This window comes from Ilumatobacter sp. (assembly GCF_965215205.1).
Classification (GTDB): Bacteria; Actinomycetota; Acidimicrobiia; order Acidimicrobiales; family Ilumatobacteraceae; genus Ilumatobacter_A.
Genome location: NZ_OZ244049.1, coordinates 1,305,741 through 1,323,681, shown reverse-complemented (window position 1 = coordinate 1,323,681; position 17,941 = coordinate 1,305,741). Strand labels below are relative to the sequence as shown.

The following is a 17,941-nucleotide window of genomic DNA, read 5'->3' as shown; positions in this document are numbered from 1 at the left end:
GGCTCGTCGGCCGCGGCGGGGCGGGGTCCGGGCGTCGAGCCCGTCGGCGGGTCGGTCCTCAGACGTCCCAGAGCTGGCGGGCGGCGGTGATCGTCGGCAACCCGATCTCCCCCGTCGACGCGTCCTCGGGTCGGTACTCCCCTCCGACCAGGGCGCTCAGCGTCGAGCCCGTCGACATGCTCAGCGCGTCGAAGTCGTAGCCCCCCTCGAGCACGACCGCGAGGCGGCGGGCGGGGACGAGGCCCTGCAGCGTGAGCGCCAGGTCGGCGTAGTCGGCCGAGGTGAGCTGCAGCGACGCGAGCGGGTCGTTGCGGTGGGCGTCGAAACCCGCCGAGATCAGCAGCCAGGTGGGGTCGAAGCGCTCGACGACCGGGGCGACGACCTCGTCGAACGCCCGGCGGTACACGTCGCCACGGGTGCCCGGCGGCATCGGCAGGTTGAGGTTCGTGAACGGCGCGGAGTCGCCGCCGGTCTCGGCGAGGTCGCCGGTGCCGGGGTACAGCGGCGACTGGTGCGTCGACACGTACAGCACCCGCGGGTCGTCGTAGAAGATGTCCTGGGTGCCGTTGCCGTGGTGGACGTCCCAGTCGACGATCGCCACCCGCTCCCCGCGCTCGGCGAGGGCGGCGGCGGCGACCGCGACGTTGTTGAACAGGCAGAACCCCATCGCCCGGCGCGCCTCGGCGTGGTGCCCGGGGGGACGGCTCCCGGCGAACGCGACGTCGCACTCCCCCGCCTCGAGCGCGTCGACGGCCTCGAGCACCGCACCCGCAGCCCGGCGAGCGGTCGCCCAGGTCCCGGCGGCGACGTAAGTGTCGGCGTCGACGCGGCCGCCGCCGTCCGCGCACATCGCCTCGATGCCGGTGACGAGGTCGGGATCGTGGACGCGGTTGAGCTCCTCGACCGTCGCGAGGCGCGGTTCGCGGAAGGTGGCCCCCTCGGACAGCCCGGCGGCGGGGATCCCGGCGAGCGCGGCGTCGAGGCGGCCACGACGCTCCGGGTGCCCGGTCGGCTCGACGTGCTCGTCGAGCTCGGCGGCGGCGAACACGGCGATCGGGCGATCCACGGTGCCATCGTACGGGCCCGTCCACGCGGTGCCATGCTGGAGCCCGTGAGCAGCACCGCCGGCGCCGAGGGCTCGGGTCCCGAGCCCTCGGCGGAGCCGGAACCCGAGGCGCGCTCGGACGCGCAGCGCGCGACGGGGTCCGAGCCGGGCGCGTCGGCGACGCGCACCGACCCGACACCGACGAAGCCGAGGGCGGTCGCGGGGGCGACGCCGGAGCCCGAGTCCCGGTGGTCGGCCACCGTCGTCCTCGGCGACGGCGAGTCGGCCCACATCCGCCCGCTCGTCCCCGCCGACGCCGACGATCTGCTCGCCTTCCACGAGCGCCAGTCCGGGGACTCGGTCTACCGCCGCTACTTCTCCCCCAAGCCGACCCTGACGCGACGTGAGCTCGACCACTTCACCCGTGTCGACATGGTCGACCGCGTCGCCCTCGCGGTCGAGGTCCACGACGAGTTCGTCGCGTGGTCGAGCTACGAGCGCTGGCCCGGCCGCGACGAGGCCGAGGCCGCGTTCATGGTCGACGACGAGCACCACGGCCGCGGCATCGCCACGCTGATGCTGGAGCACCTCGCCGCGATCGCCCGGACCAACGGCATCGAGCGGTTCACCGCCGAGGTGCTCAGCGACAACCGGGGGATGCTGTCGGTGTTCGCCAAGGCCGGGTGGCCGCTCCAGCGACGGTTCGAGTCGGGGGTCGTCGACCTGGACTGGGAGCTCGCCCCGACGAGCGAGTTCCTCGACACGGTCGAGGGTCGCGAGCACCGCGCCGACTCGCGCGCGGTCGCACGGATCCTGCTGCCCCGGTCGGTCGCGGTGGTCGGCGCGTCGGATCGCGAGTCGTCGGTGGGCAACATCGTGTGGCGCAACGTGCGCTCGAGCGCCTCGGTGCCGGTGTACCCGGTCAACCCCCGCCTGGAGGACCTCGACGGCCAGCGCTGCTACGGCTCGGTCGGCGACCTCCCCGACGGCGTGTCGCTCGCCGTCGTGGCCGTGCCCCCGGGCGCGCTCGAGGCGACGATCGACGCGTGCATCGCCAAGCGGATGCGCGGGGCGGTGATCGTGACGAGCGTGGAGGCGAACGACGACGAGGGTTCCCCCGCGATCGACGTCGCGGCGCTGGTGTCGCGCGCGCGCCGCAACGGGCTGCGGCTGATCGGGCCGTCGAGCATGGGGTTCGCCTCGCTCCACGCCGACTCGGCGATCCAGGCCTCGCTCGTCGAGGTCGACCTCCCGGCCGGCGGGGTGTCCATCTCGATGCAGTCGGGCAGCATCGGCGCCTCCCTGCTGCGCCGCGCCCACGGCCTCGACCTCGGCCTCAACTGGTTCGTGTCGCTCGGCGACAAGTCGGACGTGTCGGCGAACGACCTCCTCCAGTTCTGGGAGGACGACCAGCTGACCAAGGTGATCGGCCTCTACACCGAGACGTTCGGCAACCCGCGCAAGTTCGCGCGCCTCGCCCGACGGGTGTCGCGGTCGCGACCGATCGTCGCGGTCCGCACGGGGGCGGCGGCCGATGCGATGGGAAGCGCCCTGTACCAGCAGGCCGGCGTGATCGAGGTCCCCACCGTCAACGCGATGCTCGACGCCTGCCGGGTGCTCGTGCACCAGCCCGTGCTGCGCGGGCGCCGAGTCGCGGTGGTGAGCAACTCGTCGAGCCCGCGCACCCTCGCCCAGGCGGCGCTGACGACAGCGGGGTTGGAGATCGCTCCGGTGACCGAGCGACTCGACTGGAGCGCGGACTCCGCCGACTACGAGCGCGCGATCGCCTCGGCCCTCGCCGATCCCGACGTCGACGGCGTCCTCGTGGTGTTCGCCCCGCCCGTGCCGACCGCGCACGACGCGATGGGCGAGACGATCGATCGCGCCGCGTCGGGTGCCGACAAGCCGGTGGTCGCGGTGATGATCGGCTCGGAGGACGGACCCGTGTCCGCCGGTGCGACCGTCCCGAGCTTCACCTTCCCGGAGCAGGCGGCCGTCACCCTGGCGCGCTCGCACGCGTACGGCCGATGGCTGCGGACCGAGGCCGACACCGCCCCCGTCCCGACGCGCCCGGTCGACCCGGTGCACGCGGAGGAGTTGATCGCCGTCGCCCTCGCCCGACGCGGCGAGGGCCCGCCCGCACCCGATGCGGCGCCCGACGACGGCGAGGCGACGTTGGGGATCGAGGCGGCGGGCCACCTGCTCGCCACCTACGGGATCGCGACCGCCGCCGCGGTGACCACCACCTCCCAGCGCGCCGGCGAGGTCGCCGACCGCATCGGCTACCCGGTCGCGGTCAAGGCGGTCCACCGCCGCCCCGGCCGCTCCGCCCGGGCCGGCGTCGCGCTCGACCTCGCGGAGCGCAGCGACGTCGACGAGGCGGTGCGCACGATGGTCGACTCGCTCGGCGCCGGTGCGGACCGGGTCGTCGTCCAGCAGATGGTCGACCCCGGGATCGACGTGCGGATCCACTGCGAGCGCGACCCCCGACTCGGGGTCATCGTCGAGGTGGGCTACGGGGGGATCGATGCCGAGATCATCGACGACCGGTCGAGCCGGCTGGCGCCGGTCGGCCCGGCGAGCGCCACGGCGATGCTGACCGAGACCAAGGTCGGCAGCGCGCTGGCGGACGCGGGGTGGGATCCGTCGCCGCTCGTCGACGCGATCGTGCAGGCCGCCCAGCTCTGCGCGGAGCACGGCGCGATCGACCAGCTCGACATGAACCCCGTGATCGTGTCCGACGACGGCGCGATCGTCACCGACGTCACGGTGGTCCTGCGTGACCGACCCGACGTGCACGCCCCGCTGCGGCGCCTCGAGTGAGCGGCGCTCCGGCGTGCGCGCCGGCTCGAGGATCGGAGGCGTCGCGATCTCGTCGAGGTCATCCGTCGCGCGCGGGGTCCGAGGTGCTGGACTGATGGGCGCATGACTCCCCGGATCATCGTCCCCCTCGTCCTGATCGCCATCGCGATGCTCGCGTTCTGGCGGTGGTACGGCATCAAGATGCGCGAGCTGCGCCCGGACGACTCGACGCGCACGATGCCCGGGAACCGGCTCACCTCCGAGCGCTTGCGGCAGCTGTCGTCACCACCGTGGCGGGTCGTCCCCGAGATCACGGCGCACCTCGGCCGGATCGACCACGTGGTCGTCGGCCCGACCGGCGTCATCGCGATCGAGACGATCGTCCTCGACCGGCCCGACGTCGATCCGAGCGGTGTCGACGACCCCGAGCGTGGCGCCGCGGCGGCCCTCGCCCGCTCCGATGTCGACGACGTCACCAGCGCCCACGGCGTGCGCTGCGAGGCCCTCGCCAAGGTCTACTGGGGAACACCCCACCCCGAGCGCCCGGCCGGGGAGCGGGTCGCTCCCGGCCAGTTCGCGGTCGAGGGCCAACGCCTCGAGCAGTGGCTCGTCGGTCTGCCGCCGGGCCCGCTGACCCGCGAGCGGGTCGACGAGGTGTGGAGCGCGCTGCTGACCGCGATCGGCCGGCCCGACCCGCGCTCGTGAGCGCGCTGGCGGTCACCGGCGGGAGCCGACGTCAGCGGTAGAACTCCCACAGGTCCACCTCGTCGGGACCGCGGTTCGTGGTCACCGGCGTCTCCCCGGTCGGTGCGTCGGCGGACGGCATCCGGCGCGTCGTCGGCGTCGACGTGGGCGTCGGCGTGGGCGTCGGCGTCGGTGCAGACGACGGCCCGGCGCTCCCCGCCCGACGACGCGAAGGTGCCGAACCGGACGGAGCGCTCGATCCCGATGGCGCACGGCGCGCCGACGCGGCGGGACCGCTCCGCGCGACCGTCGAGCGTGGCGTCGCCGGGGTCGTGGGCCCCGGCGTCGTCGCGTGGGCGACGCCACGACGGGCCCGTCCGTGAGCGCCGGTGGGGACCGCCCGCTCCGGGACCGAACGCGGCCACACGAGCGAACCGACGACCGCTGCCACGCCGAGCGCGACCAGCGCGATCGCCGCCGGCCGCAGCCCGGAGGTCGCCTCGCGCACGGCGACCTCGACCAGGGCGTCCGAGCCGCGCACCCACCACCGTGCGAGCTGCACGGCGATCGGCGGCACGGCGACCCACAGGGCTCCGGCGAGGACGGCCCAGACGCCGATCCGGCGCACGACCCATCGGCGATCCCCGGCGGCGACGAGCGCGATCAGCGCCAGCGCCCCCGCGACCAGCGCCATCGGCACGACGGCCGACGCGACTCCCCGCCGGACGTCGCCGAGCCAGGGGAACGGGGTCCCGGGGAGCGACACGGCGGGGACCGCCACCCCCGCCGAGCCGAGCACGGAGGGGTCGACGCCGGCCGGCAGCAGCTCGGTCCCGATGTCGTCGACGACCGGGGCGAGATCGAACACGGCCGGCCGGGGATCGTCCTCGCCGAGCACGCGTGCCCACGAGCCCGCGAACGGGTCGATGAACGCCTGAGCGCCCGACGGCTCGCGCAGGGCGCGATCGACGGCGTCGGAGACCTGCGCCGAACGGGAGGTCGGGAGCCCCGTCGTCGACATCACCGACGAGGAGATGGGCGCCACCACCTGGGCGCGGGCCGCGTCGTCGTCGAGCACGGCACGGGCCATCCGCTCGCCCCGATCGGGGTCGCCGACCGTCTGGGTGAGCACGAACCCGCTCCACGCGAGCGTCGCCAGGAACAGGGCGAGTCGGAGGACCAGGCGTGCGGCGATCCCCGGATCGTACGACGACCCGACGGCCCGCGCCGGTCGATCGACGTGGGATCGGTGCGATGGTCGAACGTCACTCGTCGGGGACAGGACCGCCGGGGGGTCGCGTCGACCCGGGACCGGGCGATCGCTAGGTTCGGGGGATGCCGACCGCCGAGGAGTTCGAAGGACCGACCACGGAGCTGCTGCAGACGCTCATCCGCAACGAGTGCGTCAACGACGGGACCGGCGACACCGGTTTCGAGACGCGCAGCTCCGACACCCTGAAGCAGTACCTGGAGGGGTCCGGGCTCGACGTCCAGACCTACACCCCCCGTGACGGGCGCGACTCGATGGTGGCGCGCATCGAGGGCTCCGACCCGGATGCGCCGTCGCTGTGCCTCATGGGACACACCGACGTGGTGCCGGTCAACCCCGACGGGTGGGACAACGACCCCTTCGGTGGCGAGGTGATCGACGGCGAGGTCTGGGGCCGTGGCGCGATCGACATGCTCAACCTCACCTCGTCGATGGCGGTGGCGTTCCGTCGCCTCGCGGACGAGGGGTTCCGTCCGAAGGGGGATCTCATCTACTTCGGCGTCGGCGACGAGGAGGCCGGCGGGGTGTGGGGCGCGGAGTGGATGGCCGAGCACCACTGGGACGTCATCGACGCCGACTACGTGCTGACCGAGCTCGGCGGGTGGTCGCACGAATCCGCCGATGGGACGCGGAAGGTCACGATCAACGTGAACGAGAAGGGCATGGCGTGGCGCCGCCTGCGCGTGCGCGGGACCCCCGGCCACGGCTCGATGCCCTTCGGCGCGGACAACGCCCTCGTGAAGACCGCCGAGATCGTGCGACGCCTCACCGAGTACCGGCCGACGCCGAACCTCGACGACATCTGGCGGCGGCAGGTCGCGTCGATGTCGCTGCCCGACGAGGTGCGCGACGGTCTGCTCGACCCGGCGTCGATCTGGGACACCCTCGAGACGATGCCCGCACCGGCGGCACGCGTGTGCCACGCGTCGACGCACACGACCTTCTCGCCGAACGTGGTCTCCGGCGGCCAGAAGACCAACATGGTGCCCGACGTGATCGACCTCGAGGTCGACATCCGGACCGTGCCCGGCGAGGACGGCGACAGCGTCGACGAGCACCTGCGTCTCGCGCTCGGCGACCTGTACGACCACGTGGAGGTCAGCGAGCTGCAGAGCTCGCCGTCGACCACCTCGCCGTACGGGGAGGACAACGCCCTGTGGCGCTCGGTCGAGAAGCACACCCAGATCGCGTACCCGGGAGCGGAGCTCGTCCCGGGCCTGATCGTCGGGGGCACCGACGCCCGCTTCTACCGCGAGCGGGGCAAGACGGCCTACGGAGCCGGGCTGTACTCCGCCGACGTGGACTTCGCCACGTTCGGGTCGCGCTTCCACGGGCACAACGAGCGCATCGACATCACGTCGCTCGGGCTGTCCGGGCAGTACTTCCACGGCATCGCCCGCGACCTCCTCTCCTGACGTCTCGCGTCACGGACGGGGCCTGACCCCATCGGTGCCGTGCCCGTCGCGTTACGGGTCTGACCCGTAACGCGACGGTCGTGGAGTCAGTGGCGGCCGAAGGGGTTGATCGAGCGGGTGGTGAAGGCGTTGAGGGCGCGGACGATCTCCTGGCACACGTAGCGTTGCGACCCGGTGCCGTCGTGCTCGATCGGGGTGACCACGCGGCGCTCGTGGAGCTCGCCGAGGGCGCGCACGATCGTGGGCTCGCTCGCGCCGACGATCGACTCGAGCAGCGCGGAGTCGACCACCGGGTGCTCGAGCAGCAGGTCCACGACGCGGTGCGCGACCGCGTCCGAGCGCAGCTCGCTCGTGCGCTCCTCCCACTCCCGCCGCATCCGCAGGACGTCGTCGTACAGGTGGGAGGCGTTCTGCAGCGCCGCGAACATCGCATCCGCCCCCAGCTCGACGATCGGGACGAAGTCGCCGTGGCGGTACTCGGTGAGGGCCTCGATGTAGCGGTGCTTCTGCGACACGATCCCCGCCGAGATCGGCAGCGTCGCCGCCTTGGTCAACCCGTCGCGACGCAGCAGCGCGTGGATCAGGGCGCGACCGACCCGGCCGTTGCCGTCGGCGAACGGGTGGATCGTCTCGAACTGGGCGTGCATCACCATCGCCTGGACGAACACGGGCATGTCGGTGCGACCGATGAAGTCGCACAGGTCGTCCATCGCGTCGGGGATCCGACCCGCCGCCGGGGGCACGTACTCGGCCGCCGGCGGCCCCGCCGAGTAGCTGCCGATCCACACCGGCTCGGTCCGCCACCGCCCGGCGAGCACGGGGTGGGTGTCGGACAGCAGCGCCCGGTGGATGCCCAGCACGGCATCGGGGGTGATGTCGCTGGACAGGTCGATCGCGACGTCGGTCGCGCGCACGTTGCCGAGGACCTCGGTCACCGAGCGCGCCTGCTCACCTCCCACCTCGGCGATCAGCAGATCGGGGACGGGGGCCGCGACGTTCTCGATCCGTGACGAGGCGGAGGACTCGATCTTTCGCAGGAGCGACTCCAGCGGGGCCAGGGTGTCGCCGACGCGCACGTCGAACGCGGCGATCGCGGTGCGCACGTCCTCGGAGACGAGAGCGCACTCCGACGGCAGCAGCATGTCGTGGGTCGCGATCGACGGCACGATCGCCGAGTCGTAGCGATGCCGGCCCACCGAGCGGCGCGAGTCACCGCCCTGCTCGATCAGCCAGGTGAGACGTTCGTGGGTGACGGCGGGCCACGGCGCGTTCCGCGGCATCGTCAGCGGAAGAGGTCTCGCTCGGCGTCGCGCAGCACCGGCGCCATCGACGCGTCGTCGTCGGGCTCGAACTCGTAGCCCCGGACCACCGCGACCGGCACCCGCGACGTGTTGCCCTTCACCAGCTCCGCGGCGCTCGCCAGCTCGTCCGCCGAGCAGATCTCCTGGACGCGGAACTCGTGGCCGTGGGGGTCGTGCTGGCCGATGTAGCTGCGCAGAGGGTCCATCCCGGCGATCCCGATCGCGATGTCGGTCTGGCCCTCGCGCCACGGGCGCCCGAACGTGTCGGTCATGATCACCGCGACGTCGGCGCCGAGCTGGGCGAAGCGGGCACGCTGGGCACGGCACGTCGAGTCCGGATCCAGCGGCAGGGTGAGGATGCGCCCGTGCGCCCCGCTGGAGGACTGGTCGACACCCGAGTTCGCGCAGCAGAACCCGTGGTGCGTCTCGGTGATCAGCACCGGCCCGATCTGGCGGATGATGCGCTTCGACTCGCGCAGCACGACCTCGGTGACGCGCGGGTCCTTGTCCCACGTCGTCGACCACCGTCGGGCGAAGTCGGACGGCTCGACGTCGTCGAGCTCGACGGTGCGGCCTTCGACCTTCGACACGATCTTCGAGGTCACCAGCACGACGTCGCCGTCGACGATCGGGTCGCCCTGCGCCGCGGCCGCGTCGACGATCATCCGTGCGAGGTCCATCCCCTCGGTGATCTCGGGCAGGCCACCGACGCCGAACACCTCGAGGCGCGTCATCGGGGCCCCGTCGCGATCACGTCGGCAACCCTGCGAGGAACGCCTCGATCGCGGCGTTCACCGGCCCCGGGTCGGTCATGCTCGCGGCGTGGGCGCCACCGACCCTCACGACCCGACCTGCGCCGGGCAGGCCGTCGGCGAGGGCCTCGGCGTCCTCCATCGTGATCGCCGTGTCCTCGGTGCCGTGGGCCACGAGCGCCGGGCAGGTGATCTCACCGAGCCGGTCGGAGATGTCCTCTCGCCCGAGCAGCGCCTCGCCCGGTTCGCGCAACTGCTCCTTCGGGAGCTCGCGCCACTTGTCGATCCAGCGCTCGTCGTGGTCGGGGTCGGCGATGATCATCCCCGCCACCGCGTGCGCCAGCTCGTCGACGGGCCCGACCGTGACCCAGGTGTCGATCATCTGGCGGTAGCCCTCCACGTGCCGCGCGTCCTCGGCTCCGGCCTGGGTGTCGAGCAGGATCAGCGCACGCACCCGCTCGGGGGCCGTGAGCGCGGCGCGCAGCGAGAGGAAGCCGCCCTGGCTCATCCCGCCGAGCACGGCGCGGTCGACGTCGAGGTGGTCGAGCAGGCCGAGCACGTCGGACGCCGAGTCCCAGTAGGTGAAGGGCTCGCCGTCGAACTCGGTGCGGCCGAAGCCACGCTCGTCCCAGGTGATCACCCGGTGGTCGCCTCGGAGGAACTCGACCTGGGGAGCGAACATCTCGTGGTCCATCAGGAAGCCGTGGGAGAGCACGACGACCGGTCCGTCGCCACCGGTGTCCTCGTAGTGGAGCTGCTGGCCGTTCACCGGCGCCTGGGGCATGCGCGGAGGCTAGTCGCGCTCCGACGCCGCCGATCCAGCGGTGTCGCTGCGACCGTGGTGCCCGACCGGGGCGGATCGCGGACCGCTCGATCCCGCGACCGAGGGAGCCCGGGCCCATCGCCCCCGGCCGGGCTCAGCAGTCGTCGGTCTCGTCGCGCCCGACGACCGACAGCAGCGCGTCGCGCTCGCCGATCTCGACCCCGGGCTCGGGTGACTGGGCGACGACGACCCAGTTGCGGTCGAGGATCTGCCGGCGCCCGGCCCCGGTGGCGTCCTCGCTGCGCGACAGCAGCACCCCGCGGTCCTGGATCTCGTCCTGGGCGTCCTGCAGGATCATGCACACCACGTCGGGCATCCGCCGGTCCTCGGGGTCGTCTCCGCCGAACGGGTTCAGCCCGTCGCCGGATCCGTCCGCCGACGTGGGAGCGTCTCCCGCCACGAGTCCGTCGGCGCCGTCCTGCCCGGACGAACCCTCGCCGGACGAGCGATCGCCGGTCGAGGCACGGCCGGGCGAGACATCGCCCGTGGCCGGCGGCACCGACCCGATCACGATGGGTTCTCCCGCCAGATCGTCGGGATCCACGGTGACCACCACGTCGTCGAGCTCACCGAGGGTCGCGACCACCTCGTCGTCGACGGCGGGTTCCGGACCCGAGCACCCGGCCCCGACGGTGGCCACGACGACGGCGATCGCGACCGCCGCCCTCGTCGAGCGGAGCGCGGCGGCGCCGGGGGATCGTGGTCGCATCCCGCCCGGTCTAGCACCGTGCGCGCCGGTGCCGGCTCGCGTCGAGCGCCACCGGGCCCGTGCGCGAACGACGACGCACGCACGACCGGCGCGCTCGACGCGGCGACGGGCGGCGGACCCCTGCGCGAACGATGACGGACGGACCACCGGTGTGATCGACGCGAAGCGGGCGGCGGCCGGCGGGCGGCGGGCGGCGGGCGGCGGGCGGCGGCGCGCTCGCGCACGACGACGCCGGGGCGGCGCGTCGCACGTCGGCGCACCCGGGCACGCCAGACTTCGACCCATGAGCAGCGACGACCGCCACGTCTCGGAGATCTTCGACCCCGATGCCTGGGACGAGGTGCCCGGGTTCGACCTGACCGACATCACGTACCACCGCGCCCGCGGCGAGGGCCGGGCGTCGGGGGTGGTGCGGATCGCGTTCGACCGCCCCGAGATCCGCAACGCCTTCCGCCCGCGCACCGTCGACGAGCTGTTCCGCGCCCTCGACCACGCGCGCACGTCGACCGACGTCGGGTGCGTCCTGCTGACCGGCAACGGGCCGTCGCCACGCGACGGCGGGTGGGCGTTCTGCTCCGGTGGCGACCAGCGGATCCGCGGCGCGGACGGGTACAAGTACGCCGACGGCGAGGACGCCGCGTCGATCGAGCCCGGTCGGGCCGGGCGGCTGCACATCCTCGAGGTGCAGCGCCTGATCCGGTTCATGCCGAAGGTGGTGATCTGCGTCGTCCCCGGGTGGGCCGCAGGCGGCGGGCACTCGCTGCACGTGGTGTCCGACCTCACCCTGGCGAGCACCGAGCACGCGCGCTTCAAGCAGACCGACGCCGACGTCGCCAGCTTCGACGGCGGGTTCGGCTCCGCGTACCTCGCCCGCCAGGTGGGCCAGAAGTTCGCACGCGAGATCTTCTTCCTCGGCCGCACCTACAGCGCCGACCAGATGAAGGAGATGGGCGCCGTCAACGAGTCGGTCCCCCACGCCGAGCTGGAGGCGACCGCCCTCGAGTGGGGACGAGAGATCTGCGCGAAGAGCCCGACGGCGCAGCGCATGCTGAAGTACTCCTTCAACCTGATCGACGACGGCCTCGTCGGGCAGCAGATCTTCGCCGGCGAGGCCACCCGCCTCGCCTACGGCACCGACGAGGCCGCCGAGGGCCGCGACAGCTTCCTCGACAAGCGCGACGCCGACTGGTCCCCCTTCCCGTACCACTTCTGAACCGCACCCACGCCCGTCGGGACCGACGCGCACCGCTCGCGTCTCGCTACGGGTCAGACCCGTACCGACACGGGCCACCGTCGACCGCGCCGCGCCGCGCTGCGCCGGGCCGGGGCACCGGCCGAACCCGTGGCGCGAGGCACGCGGGCTGGCATGCTCGGCGGCGTGGCCGCGGTGATCATCGTCGACGACCCCGACGACGAGCGCTTCGCCCAGTTCCGGATGAACGAGCGCGGCCTCGCGAGCCGCAGCGACAAGCGCGACGACGCCGGCGCCGGTCGGTTCCTCGCCGAGGGCGTCCTCGTCGTCGGGCGCGCCCTCGACGCCGGCTGCCGACCGATCGCGGCGCTCGTCGACCCCGACCGGGTCCCCGCCGTCGCCGACCGCCTCGACTGCCCCGTCTACGGAGGCGGCGAGCGCGTCCGTCGCATCGTGTCCGGGCTGGGCATGCCCCAGTCGGTGATCGCCCTGTTCCACCGACCGGCGCGCCCCGCCGCGCTCGACCTCGCCCGTCGCTGCGACCGCCTCGTCGTGCTCGAGGCGGTCGACAACCCGGCGAACGTCGGCGCGATCGTGCGCAACGCCGCCGGCCTCGGCTGGGACGGGATCCTGCTCGACCACACCAGCGCCGACCCCCTCGCCCGCCGCTCGCTGCGCGTCGCGATGGGGACCGCGTTCGCGCTCGCTCACGCGCGCACCTCCTCGCTCGCCGACGACCTGCGCCGGCTCGGCGACGTCGAGCTCTACGCCCTCACGCCGGCCGCCGACGCCGTCGCGCTCGAGGAGATCGACGCCGGTCGGCGCGCCGCGATCCTCGTGGGGTCGGAGCGCGCCGGTCTGTCCGAGGAGCTGGTCGCTCTCGCCATCCCGGTGCGGATCACGATGGCGCACGGCGTCGATTCCCTCAACGCAGCCGCCGCCACGGCGATCGCGTGCTGGGCCCTGCGACCGCGGCGCGACGGCGGCCGCGGCGACGAGCGCACGTCCACCACCGACCGGGCGGGGATCGTGTAGAACGAGGCGGTGTCGAACGTGCTGCTGGTGTCGTGTGCCGATCGCCCCGGTCTCTCCGCCGCCACCGCGGAGTTCATCACCCACCACGGCGGCAACATCGTCCACGCCGAGCAGCACATCGAGCGTGGCGCAGCCCCCGACGAGGCGGTGTTCTTCCAGCGCGTCGTGTTCGACCTCCTGCGCCCCGAGATCGACGCGGAGCGCTTCGCGACGTCCTTCGAGCCGCTGGCGCGCCACTTCGGGATGGACGTCGAGCTGCACGACGACGGCGTCGAGGTCCCGACGGCGATCATGGCGTCACGCCAGGCGCACTGCCTGTACGACCTGCTCGCCCGGTGGCGGAGCGGGGAGCTGCCGATGGACCTGCGCGTCGTGGTGTCCAACCACCCGGACCACGCCGCGTTCTGCGAGCACATGGGCCTCCCCTACGTCCACCTGCCGGTGACCGCGGAGAACAAGGCGGACCAGGAGCAGCGCCTCCTCGAGGTGCTGGTCGAGCACGGCGTCGAGCTGGTCGTCCTCGCCCGCTACATGCAGATCCTGAGCGACGCGGTGATCGAGGCGTACCCGTCGAGGATCATCAACATCCACCACTCGTTCCTGCCGGCGTTCATGGGCGCGAACCCGTACCGGCAGGCCCACGAGCGGGGGGTGAAGCTGATCGGGGCGACCGCCCACTACGCCACCGCGGAGCTCGACGAGGGCCCGATCATCGCCCAGGACACCGAGCACGTGACGCATCGCGACGACGTCGCCCGCCTCACGGCGATGGGTCGCGACCTCGAGACCGTCGTGCTCGCCCGCGCCGTGCGCGCCCACCTGGAGCACCGCGTCGCCGTCCACCGGCACCACACCATCGTCTACACCTGATCGTCGACACCTGATCGTCGACCACTGATCGACGACACCTGATCGTCGACGGCGGACCGGTGGTCCCGGATCGGCGTCACACGCTCGACGACGGGACGTCCGCCCTCACTCGGAGCGACGCGACCGACGGCCGCGGGGAGCGGCTCCCGACGGTTCCCAGGAGAAGCGCGACAGCGCGACCAGGAGCCCGACGACACCCCAGGTCGCGACGAAGGCGAGGCTCCCCCAGGCGAACGCCGGAGCGTCGACGAGCGGGTTGAAGCAGTCCTGGAACGCGTTGACGAACGGCTTGAGCGGGAACGCACCCCCCACGACCTCCATCCAACGAGGCGCGTCGTCGATCGCGAGGAACACGTCGGAGACGAACGCGAGCGGCAGGATCACGGCGTTCGCCACGGCGGAGGCCGACTGGGCCTGGCGCACCAGGGCGGCGACCGCCATCCCGAGCGCCGCGAACGACGTGACCCCGACGACGAAGGTGACCAGCGCCGCCGGCATCTTCGCCGGCTCGATCTCGAGGCCGTAGAGCACGACACCCATCGCGAGCATCAGCACGACGCCGGCGAGCGCGATGAGCACGGACGAGAGCACGAAGCCCCCGATGTGCACCCAGGTCGGCAGCGGTGTCGTCCGCCACCGCTTGAGCACCCCCTCGTCGCGGCGGATCGGCACCATGTTCGCCAGGTTGGTGAACGTCGCGGACACGGCCGTGAACGCCGCGAGCCCGCCGGTGAAGAACTGCTGCGCCGTCCACGTCCCCTCGTCGGTGCGCACCTCCGAATCGCCGAAGAGCGCGTTGAACAGGACCAGCATGACCAGCGGGAGCACGAGGGTGAAGAACAGGGCGACCGGGACGCGCCGGAAGTAGGTGATCTGGTAGCCGGTCTGGCGCAGGAGCAACCCCAGCGCGGACGGGAACGCTCCCCTCGGCGTCGAGCCGGGCTCGTGCGGCGCGCTCCCGTCGGTCACGGCGCTCACGCGACGGGACCGCGCCCGGCGGCCGCGTCGGTCTCGGCGACCGAGTCGATGTCGGTGCCGGTCTCGGAGACCGGATCGGTGTCGGCGTCGGTGCCGGTGTCGGTGAGGCGGAGGAACGCGTCCTCGAGCGAGGCGCGCACGACGGTGAGGCCCTCCAGCTCGATCCGCCGCTCGATCGCCCACCCGGTGGCGCGGTGGACCACCTGGGTCGGGTGGTCGACGTTCGCCTGGACCAGCCGGCCCGACACGCGCAGCTCGGTCGCGAGCGCCGCCCGCAGCGAGTCGACGGCGTCGGACAGCTCGACGGAGTCGGGCAGCGAGAAGCTGACGGTCGTCCCGCTGATCCCCTCGATCAGCTGGGCGGGCGGGCCCTCGGCGACGAGGCGCCCGCCCATGAGCACACCGACCCGGTCCGCGAGGTGCTCGGCCTCGTCCAGGTAGTGGGTGGTGAGCAGGACCGTCGTGCCACCGGCGCACAGGGCCTCGACCAGGTCCCACGAGCGTCGGCGGGCGGTCGGGTCGAAGCCGGTGGTCGGCTCGTCGAGGAAGAGCACCTCCGGGCGGCCGACGATGCCGAGCGCGAGGTCGACGCGCCGCTTCTGTCCACCCGACAGCGAGCCGACGCGGTCGTCGACCTGGTCCTCCAACCCGACGAGCCCCAAGACCTCGTCGAGGTCCCTCGGGTCGCGGTAGGCGCTGCGGTACAGCTCGACCACCTCGCGCACGCTGAACTCGGACTCGATCCCGGCGGACTGCAGGACGACCCCGATCCGGTCGCGGAAGTCGCGGCCGGCGTCGATCGGGTCGACGCCGAGCACCGTGACCTCGCCGGCGGAGCGCTCTCGATGCCCTTCGAGGATCTCCACGGTGGTGGACTTGCCGGCTCCGTTCTCGCCGAGCAGCGCGTACACCTCGCCGGGCTCGACCTGGAACGAGACGCCGTCGACGGCACGCCGGTCGCCGTAGGACTTGACCAGGTCGCGCACCTCGATGACCGACACGGTCGCGACGTTAGCCCGGGTCCACGCGAGGGCCCACGGAAGGTCCGCTCAGCGGTGCACCAGACGAGTGTCGTCGGCGCCTGACGGATTCGGTACTCGGACGAGTGTCGTCTGCGCCTGACGGATTCGGTACTCGGACGAGTGTCGTCTCCCCCTTGTCGTCGGCGTCTGACGGATTCGGTACTCGGAGGAGTGTTGAGTGTCGTCTGCGCCTGACGGATTCGGTACTCGGATGAGTGTCGAGTGTCGAGTGTCGAGTGTCGTCTGCGCCTGACGGATTCGGTGCTCGTCCACCGTGGGGGGCCGTTCAGCGGTGCACCGGACGGCTGCTCGAGATCGGCAGGCCGGTGTCGTTGCGCAGGTGCTCGGCGGCGGGGACGAAGTAGGCGAGCAGCTCCTCGGCCACCCCGACAAGGGTCGAGGCTCCCGTCGTGGCTCGCTCCGAGCAGGCGGTCTCGACAGCGGCGGCCATGTGCGTCAACCACCGGTCCCGCTCGAGCGGTCCGACGTGGAACGGCAGGTGCCGCATCCGCAGACGGGGGTGGCCCCGCTCATCGGAGTACGTGGTCGGTCCTCCCCAGTACTGGACGAGGAAGAGGGTCAGGCGACGCCGGGCCCCGGACAGGTCCGGCTGCTCCGGGTAGAGCGGCAGGAGGACCTCGTCGGTCGCGACGGCGTCGTAGAACACCTCGACGAGGCGCTCGAAGAACGCCTCCCCACCGACCCGTTCGTACAGGGTGGGCGGATCGACGTCGGGCACGGCTCCCACGCTAGTGGGGCCGACGCCGACGCCGGTGGGCCCTCGACGGGCACGCGCCGGCTCGTCAGCCGTCGAACTTGCGGTACCCCACCAGCTCGCTGCTCTGCAGGACGAAGGGCGTCGTGCCGTCGCAGGGGTCGAGGATGACGAACTGGTCGGTCGCCAGCAGCACGAGGGCGGTCATCGCCTCGTCGGTCCTGGTGGTGACCTCGATGACGTCTCCGGTGCTCAGCTTCTCCATCAGCATGGTGACCATTGGGGGCTCTCCTCGATGTGTCGGTTCGGCGGCGCTTCTGCACCGTCCCTGATACACCATCGGATGGTCTTCAAGAACCTTGAGATGGAATCTCAAGACCACCGATCGTTCTTCAGGAGACGATGACGAAGCGAGACCGCGAGGCGATCACTCGAAGACGGGTTCGCTGCGGTTCGGGAACAGGTCGGGCAGCTCCTCGCTGACGGAGTTCGTGTAGTTCGCCGAGCGCTTCTCGAGGAAGCTCTCGACGCCCTCGCGCGAGTCGTCGCTCGATCCGCGCTCGAGGATCCCCCGTGAGTCGGCGCGATGGGCGACCATCGGGTGGTCGGCGCCGAGCATGCGCCACAGCAGCTGGCGGGTGAGCGCGACCGACACGGGGGCCGAGTTCTCGGCGATGTCCGACGCGATCGCACGTGCCTGGCCGATCAGCTCGTCGGCGGGGTGGACGCTGCGCACCAGCCCCCCGGCGAGCGCCTCCTCGGCGGGGAACACCCGACCCGAGTAGCACCACTCGGCCGCCTGGCTGATCCCGACCACCCTCGGCAGGAACCACGACGAGCAGGCCTCGGGCACGATCCCCCGGCGGGCGAAGACGAACCCGAACTTCGCGTCCTCGGAGGCGATGCGGATGTCCATCGGCAGCGTCATGGTCACGCCGACACCGACCGCGGCGCCGTTGATCGCGCCGATCACGGGCTTCTTCGAGTCGTAGATCCGCAGGCTGACGAGGCCCCCGCCGTCGCGCGGGACGCCGACATCGGTCTGGACGTCGCTGCCGCCCTTGGAGAACGTGCTGCCCCCGCCCCCGAGGTCGGCCCCGGCGCAGAACCCCCGCCCCGCCCCGGTGACGATCACCGCACGAACGTCGTCGTCGGCGTCGGTGGTGTCGAGGGCGTCGATGATCTCGCGCATCATCGTCCCGGTGAACGCGTTCAAGCGGTCGGGTCGGTCGAGGGTGATCGTCGCGATGTGATCGTCGACGTCGAACTGGATCTCGGTGTACTCCATCTCGCGACCGTAGACACCGGTCGACGACGCCCCCGATTCC

General features: G+C 72.6%; 17 protein-coding genes. 6 read left to right on the top strand and 11 right to left on the bottom strand.

The window, feature by feature from the left end:
• Positions 1 to 58: 58 nt before the first annotated feature.
• Entirely contained in the window at positions 59 to 1,066 is a 1,008-nt protein-coding gene (locus ACOOHC_RS06235; RefSeq protein ID WP_420453145.1) for a histone deacetylase, read from the bottom strand.
• Between the two features lie 45 nt (positions 1,067 to 1,111).
• Here ACOOHC_RS06235 and ACOOHC_RS06230 point away from each other — a divergent pair, with 45 nt between their 5' ends.
• Both ACOOHC_RS06230 and ACOOHC_RS06225 read left to right on the top strand, forming a co-directional pair.
• Entirely contained in the window at positions 1,112 to 3,868 is a 2,757-nt protein-coding gene (locus ACOOHC_RS06230) for a GNAT family N-acetyltransferase (protein WP_420453144.1), read from the top strand.
• A gap of 102 nt (positions 3,869 to 3,970) precedes the next feature.
• Positions 3,971 to 4,552: a nuclease-related domain-containing protein gene (locus ACOOHC_RS06225; protein ID WP_420453143.1), complete on the top strand. Its 582-nt coding sequence runs from the start codon at positions 3,971 to 3,973 to the stop codon at positions 4,550 to 4,552.
• 31 nt (positions 4,553 to 4,583) lie between these two features.
• On the opposite strand, the gene ACOOHC_RS06220 is transcribed toward ACOOHC_RS06225, so the two are convergent.
• Positions 4,584 to 5,663 carry a hypothetical protein gene (locus ACOOHC_RS06220; protein ID WP_420453142.1) on the bottom strand — a complete coding sequence of 360 codons (1,080 nt, stop codon included), beginning with the start codon at positions 5,661 to 5,663 and terminating at the stop codon, positions 4,584 to 4,586.
• Positions 5,664 to 5,866: 203 nt separating this feature from the next.
• Here ACOOHC_RS06220 and ACOOHC_RS06215 point away from each other — a divergent pair, with 203 nt between their 5' ends.
• A complete protein-coding gene (locus ACOOHC_RS06215; RefSeq protein WP_420453141.1) occupies positions 5,867 to 7,216 on the top strand; it encodes a M20/M25/M40 family metallo-hydrolase in 1,350 nt (449 codons plus the stop codon).
• 86 nt (positions 7,217 to 7,302) lie between these two features.
• Here the strand turns inward: ACOOHC_RS06215 and ACOOHC_RS06210 are convergent, their stop codons facing one another.
• The 4 genes from ACOOHC_RS06210 to ACOOHC_RS06195 all read right to left on the bottom strand — a co-directional run bounded on the left by ACOOHC_RS06210 (position 7,303) and on the right by ACOOHC_RS06195 (position 10,801).
• On the bottom strand, positions 7,303 to 8,496 hold the full coding sequence (locus ACOOHC_RS06210; RefSeq protein ID WP_420453140.1) for a Fic family protein: 1,194 nt from the start codon (positions 8,494 to 8,496) through the stop codon (positions 7,303 to 7,305).
• Between the two features lie 2 nt (positions 8,497 to 8,498).
• Positions 8,499 to 9,251 (bottom strand): coenzyme F420-0:L-glutamate ligase, encoded by a 753-nt coding sequence (cofE, locus tag ACOOHC_RS06205; RefSeq protein WP_420453139.1) that lies wholly within the window; start codon positions 9,249 to 9,251, stop codon positions 8,499 to 8,501.
• A gap of 16 nt (positions 9,252 to 9,267) precedes the next feature.
• Positions 9,268 to 10,053, bottom strand: coding sequence for an alpha/beta fold hydrolase (locus ACOOHC_RS06200; protein WP_420453138.1), 786 nt, complete (start codon positions 10,051 to 10,053; stop codon positions 9,268 to 9,270).
• Between the two features lie 133 nt (positions 10,054 to 10,186).
• The gene (locus tag ACOOHC_RS06195; protein WP_420453137.1) at positions 10,187 to 10,801 is read right to left on the bottom strand and encodes a hypothetical protein; all 615 of its coding nucleotides are present in this window, start codon (positions 10,799 to 10,801) and stop codon (positions 10,187 to 10,189) included.
• Positions 10,802 to 11,084: 283 nt separating this feature from the next.
• Between ACOOHC_RS06195 and ACOOHC_RS06190 the strand changes: the two genes are divergently transcribed.
• The 3 genes from ACOOHC_RS06190 to purU all read left to right on the top strand — a co-directional run bounded on the left by ACOOHC_RS06190 (position 11,085) and on the right by purU (position 13,898).
• Positions 11,085 to 12,014: a 1,4-dihydroxy-2-naphthoyl-CoA synthase gene (locus ACOOHC_RS06190; RefSeq protein ID WP_420453136.1), complete on the top strand. Its 930-nt coding sequence runs from the start codon at positions 11,085 to 11,087 to the stop codon at positions 12,012 to 12,014.
• Positions 12,015 to 12,179: 165 nt separating this feature from the next.
• Complete coding sequence (locus ACOOHC_RS06185; RefSeq protein WP_420453135.1) at positions 12,180 to 13,028, top strand: TrmH family RNA methyltransferase; 849 nt, start codon at positions 12,180 to 12,182, stop codon at positions 13,026 to 13,028.
• A 9-nt stretch (positions 13,029 to 13,037) separates the two neighbouring features.
• Positions 13,038 to 13,898: a formyltetrahydrofolate deformylase gene (gene purU, locus ACOOHC_RS06180; protein ID WP_420453134.1), complete on the top strand. Its 861-nt coding sequence runs from the start codon at positions 13,038 to 13,040 to the stop codon at positions 13,896 to 13,898.
• Positions 13,899 to 14,003: 105 nt separating this feature from the next.
• Here purU and ACOOHC_RS06175 read toward each other — a convergent pair whose 3' ends face one another.
• From ACOOHC_RS06175 to ACOOHC_RS06155, 5 genes are all read right to left on the bottom strand, one after another.
• Positions 14,004 to 14,867 carry an ABC transporter permease gene (locus tag ACOOHC_RS06175; RefSeq protein ID WP_420453133.1) on the bottom strand — a complete coding sequence of 288 codons (864 nt, stop codon included), beginning with the start codon at positions 14,865 to 14,867 and terminating at the stop codon, positions 14,004 to 14,006.
• 5 nt (positions 14,868 to 14,872) lie between these two features.
• Positions 14,873 to 15,877 (bottom strand): ABC transporter ATP-binding protein, encoded by a 1,005-nt coding sequence (locus tag ACOOHC_RS06170; protein ID WP_420453132.1) that lies wholly within the window; start codon positions 15,875 to 15,877, stop codon positions 14,873 to 14,875.
• Positions 15,878 to 16,184: 307 nt separating this feature from the next.
• Positions 16,185 to 16,637 carry a globin gene (locus ACOOHC_RS06165; RefSeq protein WP_420453131.1) on the bottom strand — a complete coding sequence of 151 codons (453 nt, stop codon included), beginning with the start codon at positions 16,635 to 16,637 and terminating at the stop codon, positions 16,185 to 16,187.
• Positions 16,638 to 16,701: 64 nt separating this feature from the next.
• Positions 16,702 to 16,893, bottom strand: a complete 192-nt coding sequence (locus ACOOHC_RS06160; RefSeq protein WP_420453130.1) for a hypothetical protein — start codon at positions 16,891 to 16,893, stop codon at positions 16,702 to 16,704.
• Positions 16,894 to 17,040: 147 nt separating this feature from the next.
• Positions 17,041 to 17,901: a crotonase/enoyl-CoA hydratase family protein gene (locus ACOOHC_RS06155; RefSeq protein ID WP_420453129.1), complete on the bottom strand. Its 861-nt coding sequence runs from the start codon at positions 17,899 to 17,901 to the stop codon at positions 17,041 to 17,043.
• Between the last annotated feature and the right edge of the window lie 40 nt (positions 17,902 to 17,941).